The sequence below is a fragment of the Streptomyces sp. CNQ085 genome (assembly GCF_022614595.1).
In the GTDB taxonomy this organism is placed as follows: domain Bacteria; phylum Actinomycetota; class Actinomycetes; order Streptomycetales; family Streptomycetaceae; genus Streptomyces.
Genome location: NZ_JAJFAU010000020.1, coordinates 18864 through 32715, shown reverse-complemented (window position 1 = coordinate 32715; position 13852 = coordinate 18864). Strand labels below are relative to the sequence as shown.

The 13852-nt window shown below is 72.2% G+C and carries 11 protein-coding genes; 6 read left to right on the top strand and 5 right to left on the bottom strand.

Annotated features, from left to right (window positions below; genetic code table 11):
- Positions 1-81 precede the first annotated feature (81 nt).
- Both pth and LJ221_RS06265 read left to right on the top strand, forming a co-directional pair.
- A complete protein-coding gene (gene pth / locus LJ221_RS06270; RefSeq protein ID WP_241714492.1) occupies positions 82-672 on the top strand; it encodes an aminoacyl-tRNA hydrolase in 591 nt (196 codons plus the stop codon).
- Positions 673-1217: 545 nt separating this feature from the next.
- Positions 1218-2027 (top strand): LPXTG cell wall anchor domain-containing protein, encoded by an 810-nt coding sequence (locus LJ221_RS06265; protein WP_241714491.1) that lies wholly within the window; start codon positions 1218-1220, stop codon positions 2025-2027.
- Positions 2028-2150: 123 nt separating this feature from the next.
- Here the strand turns inward: LJ221_RS06265 and ppc are convergent, their stop codons facing one another.
- Positions 2151-4880 carry a phosphoenolpyruvate carboxylase gene (ppc, locus tag LJ221_RS06260; protein ID WP_241714517.1) on the bottom strand — a complete coding sequence of 910 codons (2730 nt, stop codon included), beginning with the start codon at positions 4878-4880 and terminating at the stop codon, positions 2151-2153.
- Positions 4881-5220: 340 nt separating this feature from the next.
- Here ppc and LJ221_RS06255 point away from each other — a divergent pair, with 340 nt between their 5' ends.
- The 3 genes from LJ221_RS06255 to LJ221_RS06245 all read left to right on the top strand — a co-directional run bounded on the left by LJ221_RS06255 (position 5221) and on the right by LJ221_RS06245 (position 7530).
- Positions 5221-6240: a fatty acid desaturase gene (locus LJ221_RS06255; protein WP_241714490.1), complete on the top strand. Its 1020-nt coding sequence runs from the start codon at positions 5221-5223 to the stop codon at positions 6238-6240.
- Between the two features lie 7 nt (positions 6241-6247).
- Complete coding sequence (locus LJ221_RS06250; protein ID WP_241714489.1) at positions 6248-6916, top strand: TetR/AcrR family transcriptional regulator; 669 nt, start codon at positions 6248-6250, stop codon at positions 6914-6916.
- 119 nt (positions 6917-7035) lie between these two features.
- On the top strand, positions 7036-7530 hold the full coding sequence (locus LJ221_RS06245) for a MarR family winged helix-turn-helix transcriptional regulator (RefSeq protein WP_241714488.1): 495 nt from the start codon (positions 7036-7038) through the stop codon (positions 7528-7530).
- A gap of 41 nt (positions 7531-7571) precedes the next feature.
- Here the strand turns inward: LJ221_RS06245 and LJ221_RS06240 are convergent, their stop codons facing one another.
- The 4 genes from LJ221_RS06240 to galT form a co-directional block, all read right to left on the bottom strand.
- Positions 7572-8327, bottom strand: a complete 756-nt coding sequence (locus LJ221_RS06240; protein ID WP_241714487.1) for a response regulator transcription factor — start codon at positions 8325-8327, stop codon at positions 7572-7574.
- 296 nt (positions 8328-8623) lie between these two features.
- Positions 8624-9841: a galactokinase gene (galK, locus tag LJ221_RS06235; protein ID WP_308314730.1), complete on the bottom strand. Its 1218-nt coding sequence runs from the start codon at positions 9839-9841 to the stop codon at positions 8624-8626.
- A complete protein-coding gene (galE, locus tag LJ221_RS06230; protein WP_241714484.1) occupies positions 9838-10857 on the bottom strand; it encodes a UDP-glucose 4-epimerase GalE in 1020 nt (339 codons plus the stop codon). Before galE ends, galK begins: the two co-directional genes overlap by 4 nt.
- The gene (gene galT / locus LJ221_RS06225; RefSeq protein WP_241714482.1) at positions 10854-11978 is read right to left on the bottom strand and encodes a galactose-1-phosphate uridylyltransferase; all 1125 of its coding nucleotides are present in this window, start codon (positions 11976-11978) and stop codon (positions 10854-10856) included. Before galT ends, galE begins: the two co-directional genes overlap by 4 nt.
- 118 nt (positions 11979-12096) lie before the next feature.
- Between galT and LJ221_RS06220 the strand changes: the two genes are divergently transcribed.
- Complete coding sequence (locus LJ221_RS06220) at positions 12097-13770, top strand: sodium:solute symporter family protein (protein ID WP_241714480.1); 1674 nt, start codon at positions 12097-12099, stop codon at positions 13768-13770.
- Positions 13771-13852: the final 82 nt, after the last annotated feature.

Sequence of the window (13852 nt, the reverse complement as noted above, 5' to 3'; positions counted from 1 at the left end):
GGCCCGCGCCGTGGGCGCGGGCCGGCGGCCGTGGTGCTTTCCCCGTAGGTCCGCTGTAGGCCAGCTGTAGGAGAGATGACGATGAGCGACGCCGACGCCCCCTGGCTGGTGGTGGGTCTGGGCAATCCCGGTCCGGAGTACGCGGCGAACCGCCACAACGTGGGGTTCATGGTCGCCGACCTGCTGGCCGGGCGGATCGGGGGGAAGTTCAAGGCCCACCGGTCGCGGGCGCAGGTGCTGGAGGGCCGGCTGGGCGCTCCGGGCGCCGGGAGCCGCCGGGTGGTGCTGGCCAGGCCGATGTCGTACATGAACCTCTCGGGCGGCCCTGTGACCGCGCTGCGCGACTTCTACAAGGTGCCGCTGGAGCACCTGGTCGTGGTCCACGACGAGCTGGACATCGACTACGGGGCACTGCGGCTGAAGACGGGCGGCGGCGACAACGGCCACAACGGGCTGAAGTCGATCACCAAGTCGCTCGGCCCCGGCTACCACCGGGTGCGCTTCGGCATCGGCCGCCCGCCGGGCCGGATGCCGGTGGCGGATTTCGTACTGAAGGACTTCTCCTCCGCCGAGCGCAGGGAGCTCGACTACTTCGTGGACCGGACCGCGGACGCCGTGGAGTGCCTGCTGGTGGACGGTCTGGAACGGGCGCAGGGTACCTACAACTCCTGAGCCGCGCCCGGGCCGCGCCCGAATCGCGGGGCACCGGGGCGCACGCCGGGGGCGCGCACCCGGAGGTCGCCCTCGAGGCGCCGGTGTCGTACGAGGCCGGTGAGCGGCTTCCGGTGGCGCTGTGGCCCGGCCGGGAGGGCGTACGGTTCGCAGAGGCCGGGCGGAGCCGAGATGGTGCGTACCGGCGCCGCCGGTGCGCTGTACGCGTGGCTGTCGCTGGCGGGCGCGCTGGTGCCGGCCTCACCGGTGATCGCGGGCGGCCTGGGTATGCGGCGCACCGCGTGGGGCCGGGTTGTCGGGGCTTGCGCTGATGGGAGCGGCGTTCGCGCTGCTGTGAGCCGCGCTTTCCGGTACATCTCCGTCTCAAGCGTTTTGATCTTGACATTGATCTGATTGTTACACAACATCCTCCGGTGCAAGAGTGGCGCATGGGGACAGACGTGACACATCGCGCTTGACCGGTTCCAGGCGGCGGGAAAGGCTGCGATCACCCCCCTTTACTCCCCACACGTCCCAGATACCCCCGCCACCAAAGGTGGTACTTCATGCGCATTCCCACTTCCACGCGTGCGGCAGCGGTGGCCGCGGCGGCCTGCATGGCGCTGGTTCCGGCCGCTCCCGCTCTCGCGACGGAATCCTCCTCCCCCGAGTTGCGTCAGCCGCTGCCCATCACCGCGGCCGAGTTCGAGAAGGGCGACTGCCCGACCGTCCCGGCCGACAAGGACGGCTGGCACTTCGTCCTGCCGGGCAACAAGGCCGTATTCGTCGAGCTCACGGTCACCTTCGAGCCCGGCGGCACCCAGACGATCACCGAATTCGGTCCGCCGTCCGACAAGCACGCCTACGCGGCCTCCGAGCCCGGGGCGAAGCTCGTCGGTGTGGAGGCCGAGATCGAGGGCAGCGTCAAGCACGACAAGTTCAACCTGTCGCACACCTGCCCCGCCACCGACACCACCGGCGGGACCACCGAGGGCACCACCGGCGGCGAAGACACCACCGGCGGAACCACCGAAGGCACCACCGAAGGCACCACCGGCGGCGAAGACACCACCGGCGGAACCACCGAAGGCACCACCGAAGGCACCACCGGCGGCGAAGACAGCACCGGCGGAACCACCGAAGGCACCACCGGCGGCGAAGACACCACCGGCGGAACCACCGAAGGCACCACCGGCGAGACGGCCGAGGGTTCGACCGAGGGCACGGCCGGCGGCGAGGAGCCGGCGGACGGGGGCGGCAACCTGGCCGAGACCGGCTCCGGGACTCCTGTCGCCGCGCTCGCGGCGGCCACCGCGGCGCTCCTGGGCGCCGGTTCGTACCTGGTGATGCGCCGCCGCGAGGTCACCGGGAGCTGATCCCGTGAGGAGCCCGCGCCGGGCGCAAGGCCGATGACGGGGCGAAGGGCCTCTCTCTCCCTGGCGGGAGAGAGGCCCTTCGCGGTTCGCGCTCACGCGCGTGCCGCCCGCGGGCGGCACGCGTCAGCCGGTGTTGCGCAGACCCGCCGCGACACCGTTGACCGTCAGCAGCAGGGCGCGGCTCAGCAGCGGGTCGGGCTCCTCCCCACGCTCGGCGGCCTCGCGCTGCCTGGCCAGGAGCGTGACCTGGAGGTAGGAGATCGGGTCCAGGTAGGCGTCGCGGATGGCGAAGGTCTGCTTGAGGACCGGCTGGGCGTCCAGCAACTCCCGCTCGCCGGTGATCCGCAGCACCTCGCGCACCGTCAGCTCGTGCTCGGCCTCGATGGTGGCGAAGATGTGCCGTAGCCCGGCCGGCACCAGCGTCTCCACGTAGTGCCGGGCGGTCCGCAGATCCGTCTTGGCCAGCGTCATCTCGACGTTGGACAGGAAGTTGCGGAAGAAGTGCCAGCGCCCGTAGGCCTCGTCCAGCACGCTGTCGAGCCCGGCCTCGCGTGCCGCCTTCAGGCCGGTGCCGACACCGAACCAGCCGGGCACGATCTGCCGCGACTGGGTCCAGCCGAACACCCATGGGATCGCCCGCAGCCCCTCCAGGCCCGCGCCGGAGTCGGGGCGGCGCGAGGGCCGGGAGCCGAGGTAGAGGTCGGCGAGCTGGTCCACGGGGGTGGAGGCGAAGAAGTACGCGGGCAGGTCCGGATCGTCCACCAGCGCGCGGTAGGCGCCGTGGGCGGCCGCGGAGACGGTGTCCATCGCCGCGTCCCAGCGGGCCAGTGCCTCGTCGGACTGGCGGGGCGCGGTGTGCAGGGCGGACGCCTGGAGGGTGGCGGCCACTGTCTGCTCCAGGTTCTCCCGGGCCAGGGAGGGGATGAGGTACTTGTCCGAGATGACCTCGCCCTGCTCGGTGACCTTGATCTCGCCCTCCAGGGTGCCCCAGGGCTGGGCGAGGATCGCGTCGTGGGTGGGGCCGCCGCCGCGGCCGACGGTGCCGCCGCGGCCGTGGAACAGGCGCAGCCGCACCCCGTGGCGGTGGGCGACGTCGCGCAGCCGCCGCTGGGCCCGGTGGATCTCCCACTGGGAGGTGGTGATGCCGCCGAACTTGGAGGAGTCGGAGTAGCCGAGCATGACCTCCTGGACATCGCCGCGCAGGGCTACCAGGCGCCGGTAGGAGGGGTCGGACAGCATCGAGTCCAGCAGCTCGTCGGCGATGCGCAGCTCGTCGGTGGTCTCCAGCAGCGGCACGACGCCGATGCGGGCCCAGCCGGCGTGCAGGTCGATCAGGCCCGCCTCGCGCGCCAGGACGGCGACGGCGAAGACGTCGTCGGCACCCTGGCACATGGAGATGATGTAGGACTCGATGACCTCGGGGCCGAAGGTGTCCAGCGCCCTGCGGACGGTGGTGAAGACGCCGAAGGTCCTGGCTCCCGCCGCGTCCAGCGGCGCGGGCTGCGGGGCCAGCGGGCGGCGGGAGCGCAGTTCCCTGGCAAGCAGTCGCCGCCGGTAGTCGCGCGGCATGTCGGCGTAGCGCCAGGACTCCTCGCCGAGCCGGTCGAAGAGCTGCCCGAGGGCGTGGTGGTGCGCGTCGGCGTGCTCGCGCACGTCCATGGTGGCCAGCTGGAGCCCGAAGGCGCCCAGGGTGCGCATCACGCGCTCCAGGTGGCCGTCGGCGACCAGCGAGCCGCGGTGCTCGCGCAGGGAGTTCTGGACCAGCTCCAGGTCGGCCAGGAGTTCACCGGTGCCCAGGTAGTCGCGGCCGGGCACGTGCGGGTCACCCTCGGCCAGGCGCTCGCGGGTGTTGAGCAGCTTCTGCCGGACGCAGGTGACCTTGAGGCGGTAGGGCTCCTCGACGTTGAGCCGCTTGTAGCGCGGGCTGATCTCCGGCAGGAGTTCGAGGTCACGCTCGAGGGACTCGCGCAGTTCCTCGGTGACGCCGCTGATGCGGATGGAGTTGGACAGGGCGGCGCGCAGCTCGTCGACGTGCCGCAGCGCGTCGGTGATGCCGTGCTCGTGCTGGAGCAGCAGCACCTCCCAGGTGACGGCGGGGGTGACGTTGGGGTTGCCGTCGCGGTCGCCGCCGATCCAGGTGCCGAAGGTCAGCGGGCGGGTGGCAGGCGGGATCGGGGCTCCGGCGCGCTCCAGCTCGGCGGCGAGGTCCTCCAGGACGTCGCCGACGGCGTCGCGGTGCAGCTCGTCGAGGTAGTAGACGGCGTTGCGCGCCTCGTCGGCCGGCTCGGGGCGGACAACGCGCAGCTCGTCGGTCTGCCAGATCAGGTCGATGTTCTCGGCGAGCCGCAGGTCGGTGCGGCGGCGCTCGTTGGGGTCGGTGTTCTCCAGCAGCTCGGCGACCTTGCGGAGCTTGGTGAGCACCGACCGGCGGGCGGCCTCGGTGGGGTGGGCGGTGAAGACCGGGCGCACTCCGAGGTTCGCCGCGGTCTCTCGCAGGTGGGCGGGGTCGGCGTCCTTGAGCATGTCCGCGGTGCGGGCGAGGTTTCCACCCTCGGCGGCCCGCCGGACGCGCAGCTCGCGGCCGCGGTGCACCTGCTCGGTGACGTTGGCCAGGTGGAAGTAGGTCGAGAAGGCCCTCACGAGCTTGGTGGCCGTCGCGAGGTCGGTGCGGCTGAGCAGGGCGGCGGCGGCCTCGCCGTCGGTCCTGGTCAGGGCGCGTACGCGCTCGACGAGCTCCAGCAGCTCGGCACCCTCCTGGCGGACGAGCGTCTCGCCGAGGAGATCGCCGAGTCGGCGGATGTCGGCCCGCAGGGCGGCGCTGGTCTCGGCACGGGCTTCGGGGGTGGCCTCCAGTGGGGCTTCGGGGACGCTGGGTTCCTCTCGGGCGTCCGGGGTACCCGGACGGCCCGCCGTGGGGACCTCCGCGGCCGGGGAAGGGTTCTTGCCAACCGGGTTCGGGGAGGTGTCGGCACTGCTCACAGGTGCGGCTCCTTGCGGCGATGCTTCTGGCAGGTCACGGACCGCGTTGTCCGACGGCTCCCAGGATAGGCCGCCCCGGAGTGCGTGGATCATCCAGTCCACCATGCGGCCCTCTTGCCCCCACGCTCACGGCTGCCATACTTACGATTGCGTAGGTTACGGGACCGTAAGTAACGCACCCCCCGTCCCTTAGTTTCAAACGAGAGCAATACCTATGACGATCAGTCCGGACGTGCTCCGCACGAACCCCCGAGGCACAGAAGACGCGGCAGGCACCGCGAAGTCCGCCGTGACGCCCGGGGAACCGCTCCCCTCGGCCACGCTCGGCGGCGAGCAGCGCCGTTCCGTCGAGCAGATCACCCTTCTGCTGTTCATCACCGTCCCCTTCGTCGCCCTGGCGGCCGCGGTTCCGCTCGCCTGGGGATGGGGGGTGAGCTGGCTGGACCTCGGACTGATGATCGGCATGTACTTCCTGGGGTGCCACGGCATCACCATCGGCTTCCACCGCTACTTCACCCACGGCGCCTTCAAGGCGAAGAAGCCCCTGCGCGTCGCGCTGGCCGTCGCCGGGTCGATGGCCGTGGAGGGGCCGCTGGTTCGGTGGGTCGCCGACCACCGCAAGCACCACAAGTACTCCGACGCCGAGGGCGACCCGCACTCCCCCTGGCGCTACGGCGAGACCGTCCCCGCCCTGCTCAAGGGCCTGTGGTGGGCACATGTGGGCTGGATGTTCGACGAGGAGCAGACGCCGCAGCACAAGTACGCCCCGGATCTGATCAAGGACCCGGTGATCCGCCGCGTCTCCCGCCAGTTCGTGCTGTGGACGGCCGTGTCGCTGGCCATTCCGCCAGTGGTCGGCGGGCTGGTCACGATGAGCTGGCAGGGTGCGCTGACCGCGTTCTTCTGGGGCTCGCTGGTGCGGGTGGCGCTGCTGCACCACGTCACCTGGTCGATCAACTCCATCTGCCACGCGGTGGGCAAGCGCCCGTTCAGGTCGCGTGACCGCTCGGGCAACGTGTGGTGGCTGGCGGTGCTCTCCTGCGGGGAGTCCTGGCACAACCTGCACCACGCGGACCCGACCTGCGCCCGGCACGGGGTGCTGAAGGGCCAGATCGACTCCAGCGCCCGGCTGATCCGCTGGTTCGAGAAGGCCGGCTGGGCGTACGACGTGCGCTGGCCGTCGCGGAAGCGGATCGACGCCCGCCGCCGGGAGGAAGCCGCCGAAGCGGCATGATGGAGAAGTGGCGACCGACGACAGCAGTACCAAGGGCAGGCTCTCACGACCCACCCGGCGGACCCGTCGCCGGATGACGGGGGAGGAGCGCCGCGAGCAACTGCTGGACATCGGTCGCGCGCTCTTCGCCGAACGAGGTTTCGAAGGCACGTCGGTGGAGGAGATCGCGGCGAAGGCCGGGGTCTCCAAGCCGGTGGTCTACGAGCACTTCGGCGGCAAGGAGGGGCTGTACGCGGTCGTGGTCGACCGGGAGACGCGGCTGCTGCTGGACATGGTGACGGGGGCACTGACCGGCGGTCATCCGCGCGAGCTGCTGGAGCAGGCGGCGTTCGCGCTGCTGGACTACATCGAGCAGTACACCGACGGGTTCCGCATCCTGGTGCGGGACTCGCCGGTGGCCCAGTCGACGGGCAACTTCGCCTCGCTGATCAGCGACATCGCCACCCAGGTGGAGGACATCCTGGGCCTGGAGTTCAAGGCGCGCGGCTTCGACCCGAAGCTGGCGCCGCTGTACGCGCAGGCCCTGGTGGGCATGGTGGCCCTGACGGGCCAGTGGTGGCTGAACGCCCGCAAGCCCGACAAGCCCGAGGTGGCCGCCCACCTGGTGAACCTCGCCTGGCACGGGCTGGACGGTCTGGAACCCAAGCCGCGCCTGATAGGCCACCGCCGCAGCTGATGCCGGCCCCGGCGGCCGGTGTCCGCCGGGTGGGCAGACCGATTCCACGGTGGCGGCACCCGCCGAATATATCTCGACATCAAGAGACTTCACGTCGACAGAACTACTACACTGTCCCTATGGAGGACGAGGTCGACCGACTGGTGGCAGCGTGGCGCCGCGAGCGCCCCGATCTCGATGTGGAGCCCCTGGAGGTGCTCAGCCGGGTCAGCAGGCTCGCCCGCCATCTCGACCGGGCCCGCCGCATCGCCTTCGCCGAGCACGGGCTGGAGCCCTGGGAGTTCGACGTGCTGACCGCGCTGCGCCGGGCGGGCACCCCGTACCAGCTCTCCCCCGGGCAGTTGCTGACCCAGACCCTGGTCACCTCCGGGACCATGACCAACCGCATCGACCGGCTGGCGAAGAAGGGGCTGGTGGAGCGGCTGCCCGACCCCAGCGACCGGCGCGGCGTCCTGGTCCGGCTGACGGGAGCCGGGCGCGACCGGGCCGACCGGGCCCTGGCCGGGCTGCTGGAACAGGAGCGGACCATCCTCGCCGAGCTCCCCTCCAGCCGCCGGGCGGAGCTGGCCGGGCTGCTGCGGCAGCTCACCGCGCCGTTCGACAACGTCCCCTGACGGTCCGTGACACGGGCCCGGCGCAGGTGCCCGGGACGGGGTTATGACGTCACATGCTCCAGGTCCGCCGGGCCGACGCCCGCCTTGCGGGCCAGCGCCACCGCGGCCAGCGTGGAGTGCACTCCCAGCTTGCCCAGTACGTTCTGCATGTGGGTGCGGACGGTGTGCGGGGAGAGGTACAGCCGCTCGGCGACCGCCTTGCGACCCAGCCCGGCCACCATGCAGCGCAGCACCTCGTGCTCGCGCGGGGTCAGCGATTCCACCAGCCGCTCGCTCTCGGTGCGGTGCCTGCGCGCCGCGGTCAGCTCGCGCAGCACCCCGGTCAGCAGGGCGGGAGACAGATGTGTCTCACCGCGCGGCACCCCCCGGACCACCTGGAGCAGCCGGGAGAGAGAGCAGTCCTTGGCGACCCAGCCCGACGCCCCCGCCTGGAGAGCGGCGGCCGCGCGGCGCGGGTCGTCGCCCTCGGCGAGCACCACGGTGCGGACCTCGGGGTGGTCGGCGCGGACCCGTGAGACCAGGGCGATGCCGCCGGACGCGGCCGGCGCCTCGACGGTGGCCGGATCCGGCGGGGGCGGCGTACGGCCGGCCTCGGCCGGCGCGCCCCCCAGGTCCGCGTCGATCAGCAGGACGTCGAAGCGGCGGCCGTCGGCCGTCGCCCGTTCCAGGGAGCGCAGCGCGGCGGGACCACTGCCGGCCGCGGCCACCTCCACGTCCTGCTCCACCGCGAGTGCCGCGGCGAGGGACTCGGCGAATATGCGGTGGTCGTCCACCACGAGAACCCGGATACGCTGCACGCACACCCCCCCTGTCGCCGAAAGGCCCACCCGCGTTCGGGCGTCCGGTGCGGGACCGGACGACGGGCCGCACGGCCGCGGCCGTGATCCGCTCGTGCCCAGCCCCCGTGCGCCGCATCCGGCGTGTGCCGCCCTCTGATGCGCACCGGCGCCCGGCGGCCGGTGCCGTCCCAGCCTACGGCCGGGGTAGGGCCGAGGAGGCTGATTGGCGAAAACCGACCGCGCCTGCGGCACACGGCGACCGGACGCGCACGGTCGGCGGCGCCCGGCCCGGTGCGGGCCGGGGCCCGGCGCCCTCACCCTTCCAGCCGGCGTGCCCCCTCCGAGGGCACCGCCTCGAACAGCCGCGGGGCCCGGTGGCCCGCGGCGCCGAAGGCGTCGGCGACCGCCGCACCGACCTCCTCGGCCCCGGCCGCCTCCACCAGGACGACCGCGGAACCGCCGAAGCCGCCGCCGGTCATCCGGGCGCCCAGCGCACCCGCCGCGTTCGCCGTCTCCACAACCAGGTCCAGCTCGGGACAGGAGACGGCGAAGTCGTCGCGCAGTGAGGCGTGTCCGGCGGTCAGGACCGGGCCGATGAAGCGGGGCTCGCCCGCGTCGAGGAAGCCGACGACCTCCTCGACCCGCCGGTTCTCGGTGACCACGTGGCGCACCAGAGGCCGTAGCGCCGGATCGGCCAGCCCGGCCAGCGCCGCGTCCAGTTCCCCGTGGGGGATGTCGCGCAGGGCCGCGACCCCCAGGGCCGCCGCGGCCTCCTCGCAGCCCGCCCGGCGCCGGGCGTACTCGCCGTCGCCCAGCGCGTGCGTGACGCGGGTGTCCACCACCAGCAGCCGCAGCCCCGCGGCGGCCAGGTCGAACGGGACCTGACGGGCGGCCAGGTCCCGGGTGTCGAGGTGGAGGACGTGCCCGGCCGCGCAGCAGGCCGACGCCATCTGGTCCATGATCCCGCAGGGGACGCCGACGAACTCGTTCTCGGCCCGCCGGCAGAGCCGGGCGACCCGCTCGGGGGCCAGCCCCAGACCGTACAGCCCGTTCAGCGCCACCGCCGTGGCGACCTCCAGGGCGGCAGAGGAGGACAGGCCCGCGCCGGTGGGCACATCGCTGCGGACGTAGAGGTCGGCGCCCGTCTCCCGGCCGGACAGCAGGCCGGCCCCGCGCAGCGCCCACACCACGCCGGCCGGGTACGCGGCCCAGCCGTCGGCCGTGCCGGGGGCGAGCTTCTCGGCCCGCAGGCGCACCGTGCCGCCCGACACGTCGGCCGAGTGGACGGCCAGCACGCCGTCGTCGCGGCGGGCCGCCGCCACCCGGGTGGTGTGCGGCAGGGCGAGCGGCATGACGAAGCCGTCGTTGTAGTCGGTGTGCTCGCCGATGAGGTTGACGCGGCCCGGTGCGGCCCAGATCCCGGTGGGCTCGCCGCCGTGGACCGCGCGGAAGCCGTCGGCCGCCTCCGCCGCCTGCGCCGCGTTGAGCGCCTCCGCCCCGGCCTCCGCCCCGGGTTTCGGTGGCCCGTTCACGTCCCGCTCCCCTCTCCGCCGCCGGCGGTGGCGTCGGCGGCGTCCAGCGCCCGGCCCCGGGCGAAGGCCCAGGCGTCGGCGACGATGTCCCCCAGTTCGGTGCGCGAGGGCCGCCAGCCCAGCCGCCGCCTGGCCCGTTCCGCCGAGGCGACCAGGAACGCCGGGTCGCCGCCACGGCGCGGTGCCGTCTCCTCGGGGACGGGGTGGCCGGTGACCTCTCGGACGGTGCGGATCACCTCGCGGACGGAGAAGCCGCTGCCGTTGCCCAGGTTGCACACCAGATGCTCCCCGGGCACCGCGGCGTCCAGCGCCAGCAGATGGGCCTCGGCCAGGTCGGCGACGTGGATGTAGTCGCGTACGCAGGTGCCGTCGGGAGTGGGGTAGTCGTCCCCGTAGACAGAGATCGCCTCCCGCTGCCCGAGCGCGACCTGGAGCACCAGCGGGATGAGGTGCGACTCGGGCTCGTGCCGCTCGCCCAGGACGCCGTGCGCGCCGCGGTACGCGCCGGCCACGTTGAAGTAGCGCAGCGAGACGGCGGCCAGACCGTGGGCGGCGCACTCCCCGGCGATCATGTGGTCGACGGCCAGCTTGGAGGCGCCGTAGGGGTTGGTGGGGGCGGTGGGCGCGTCCTCGCGGACGGGGATCTCCTCGGGCTCGCCGTAGGTGGCGGCGGTGGAGGAGAAGACCAGGCTGCGCACCCCGGCGCCGCGCATCGCGTCCAGCAGCGCCATGGTGCCGCCGACGTTGTTGTGCCAGTACTTCTCGGGGTGGACGACGGACTCACCGACCTGGGAACTGGCGGCGAAGTGGAGCACCGCGTCACAGGAAGGGTCCAGCCAGTCGGCGGCGTCCTGGACTCGTCCCCGGACGAAGTCCGCTCCCGCCGGCACGCCCGCGCGGAAGCCGGTGGACAGATCGTCCACCACCGTCACCCGGTGCCCGGCCTCCAGCAGGTGCGCCGCGACGACGCTCCCGACGTAGCCGGCCCCGCCGGTCACCAGATACGTGCCGCTCACCGGCTCGCCACCTCCCGCAGTCGCCGCGTCGCGGTCTCGGGCGGCACGTCGTTGATGAAGACCCCCATGCCGGACTCCGAGCCCGCCAGATATTTCAGCTTCCCGGACGTACGGCGGATCGTGAAGAGTTCCAGGTGGAGGGCGAAGTCCGCCCGTCCGGCCCAGTCCCTGCCCCCGTCCGGGCCCAGCGGCGCCTGGTGCCAGCCGGAGATGTAGGGCGTGGGCGGCTCCCCGGGGCCGAAGATCCGGTCGAAGCGCCGCAGCAGTTCCAGGTAGACGCCGGGGAACTCGGCGCGGGCGTCCTCACCGAGTTCCGTCAGGTCCGCCGCCCGCCGCCCGGGATACAGGTGCACCTCGTACGGCCAGCGCGCGGCGTGCGGCACGAAGGCCGTCCAGTGGCCGGTCTCCAGCACCACGCGTCGGCCGTCGGCGCGCTCGGCGGCCACGATGTCGTCGAAGAGGTTGCCGCCGGTGCGCTCCCGATGGGTGGCGGCCGAGCGCAGCATCCGCCCGGTGTGCGGGGTGACGAAGGGATAGGCGTAGATCTGGCCGTGGGGGTGGCCGAGGGTGACGCCGATCTCCCGGCCGCGGTTCTCGAAGCAGAACACCTGGCGCACGCCCGGCAGCGCCGACAGCTCGGCGGTGCGGTCGGTCCAGGCGTCCAGGACCAGGGCGGCCCGCTCCTCGGTGAGGTCGGCGAAGGAGGCGTCGTGGTCGGAGGTGAAGCACACCACCTCGCAGCGCCCGGCGCCCGGCGCCCGGACGAACAGGCCGCCTCCGTCCTCGGCCTCCTCCGGCCCCGGGGGACCGGCCAGGGAGGGGAAGCGGTTCTCGAAGACGGCCACCTCGTAGTCCTCGGCCGGGATCTCCGTCATACGGCCGTCCCGGGACGGGCACAGGGGGCATTCGTCGGCCGGCGGGTGGTACGTGCGGGCCTGGCGGTGGGCCGTGACCGCGACCCATTCGCCGAGCAGGGGGTCGTGGCGGATCTCCGATGCCGTGGCGACGGCGTCCAGGGGACGGCGGTCCACGGCATCGCCTCTCGTGGCGCCGTCGTCGCCACGAACGTCGTAGTACACGAGTTCACGGCCGTCGGCGAGGCGGGTCGGGGTCTTTTTCACCTGGGGTCTCCCTATACTGCGACCCAAACATAATCGAACATAAAAAACCATGAGTGAACATTGACGTCAAGGGGCCTCCCCCACAGCGGTCCCGTCGCGCCACGGAGGCGACCTGCTCATGCCGTCGTACCAGCTGGCCCAGGATCTTCGGCTCCCCACGAACGCCCTGGACTACACGATCCTGGCCATCTACTTCCTCGTCGTCCTCGGAGTCGGGTTCGCCGCCCGGCGCAGCATCAGGACCAGCCTGGACTTCTTCCTCTCCGGCCGCTCGCTGCCCGCCTGGGTCACCGGCCTCGCCTTCGTCGCGGCCAACCTCGGCGCGCTGGAGATCCTGGGCATGGCGGCCAACGGCGCGCAGTACGGCGTCTACACCGTGCACTGGTACTGGGTGGGCGCCATCCCGGCGATGGTCTTCCTCGGCCTGGTGATGATGCCCTTCTACTACGGGTCCCGGGTGCGCTCGGTCCCGGAGTTCCTGCTTCACCGTTTCGGACCCTCCTCCCACCTGCTCAGCGGCATCCTCTTCTCGGCCGCCTCGGTGCTTATCGCGGGTGTCAACCTCTACGCGCTGGCCATCGTGCTGGAGGCGCTGCTGGGCTGGCCGCAGTGGGTGTCCATCGTGGTCTCGGGGCTGTTCGTGCTGCTCTACATCACCCTGGGCGGCCTGTCCTCGGCCATCTACAACGAGGTCGTGCAGTTCTTCGTGATCCTGGCCGGGCTGATCCCGCTGACTGTCCTCGCCCTGGTCCGCGTGGGCGGGTGGAGCGGGCTGAGCGACTCGCTCACCGCCTCGCGGGGCGACAACTTCGTCTCGGCCTGGGGCGGGACCGGAATCGGTTCGGACAACCCGCTGGGCGCCAACTGGCTGACCATCGTGCTCGGCCTCGGCTTCGCCCTGAGCTTCGGCTACTGGACGACGAACTTCGCCGAGGTCCAGCGCGCCCTGTCGGCCAAGAACCTCTCCGCCGCCCAGCGCACTCCGCTGATCGCCGCCTTCCCCAAGATCTTCATCCCGGCGATCGTCGTCATCCCCGGTCTGGTCGCGCTGGTGGTGGCGCCCGACATCGGCACCGGCAGCGGCCTGGAGTACAACGAGGCGGTTCCGCTGCTGATGCGGGACCTGCTGCCCAACGGGGTGCTGGGCATCGCGGTGACCGGTCTGCTCGCCGCCTTCATGGCCGGCATGGCCGCCAACGTCTCCGCGTTCAACACCGTCTTCACCAACGACATCTGGCGGCCCTATCTGGTCAAGGACCGCCCGGACTCGTACTACGTGGCCACCGCGCGCGTGGTCACCGCGATCGGCGTGCTGCTGGGCATGGGGACGGCGTTCATCGCGGCGACGTTCAGCAACATCATGAACTACCTCCAGACGCTGTTCTCCTTCTTCAACGTGCCACTGTTCACCGTCTTCATCATCGGCATGTTCTGGAAGCGGATGACGGCCGCGGCCGGTTTCTGGGGGCTGCTGGCGGGCACCGTCGCGGCGATGGTCAACTACTTCTGGTTCTACCGGGGCGGGCTGATCGACATCCCCACCGACCAGGGCGCCAACTTCGTCTCCGCCATCGTCGCCTTCGTCGTGGGAACGCTCGTCGTCGTGGTCCTCACGCCCCTCACCAGGCCCAGACCCGTCGAACGGCTGGCCGGCCTGGTGTACGGCACCCGCTCCCCCGGTCTGGCCGAGCCCCCGGCCGCGGGCGACGAGGCCTGGTACCGCAGGCCCGCCCTGCTGGGCTGGGGGGCGATCATCCTCGCCGCCCTCTGCTACCTCCCCTTCTCCTTCTGAGCGCCCCGCGCACCGCACAGCGAAGGATGTGATCCACCGTGACGAACGACGGCAACGGCAGCAACGAGGGCAACGGCGGCGA

Bases quoted from the DNA above. Each gene is read 5' to 3' on its own strand.
- pth (WP_241714492.1), top strand. From the start codon at position 82: ATGAGCGACGCCGACGCCCCCTGGCTGGTGGTGGGTCTGGGCAATCCC.
- LJ221_RS06265 (WP_241714491.1), top strand. From the start codon at position 1,218: ATGCGCATTCCCACTTCCACGCGTGCGGCAGCGGTGGCCGCGGCGGCC.
- LJ221_RS06255 (WP_241714490.1), top strand. From the start codon at position 5,221: ATGACGATCAGTCCGGACGTGCTCCGCACGAACCCCCGAGGCACAGAA.
- LJ221_RS06245 (WP_241714488.1), top strand. From the start codon at position 7,036: ATGGAGGACGAGGTCGACCGACTGGTGGCAGCGTGGCGCCGCGAGCGC.
- LJ221_RS06220 (WP_241714480.1), top strand. From the start codon at position 12,097: ATGCCGTCGTACCAGCTGGCCCAGGATCTTCGGCTCCCCACGAACGCC.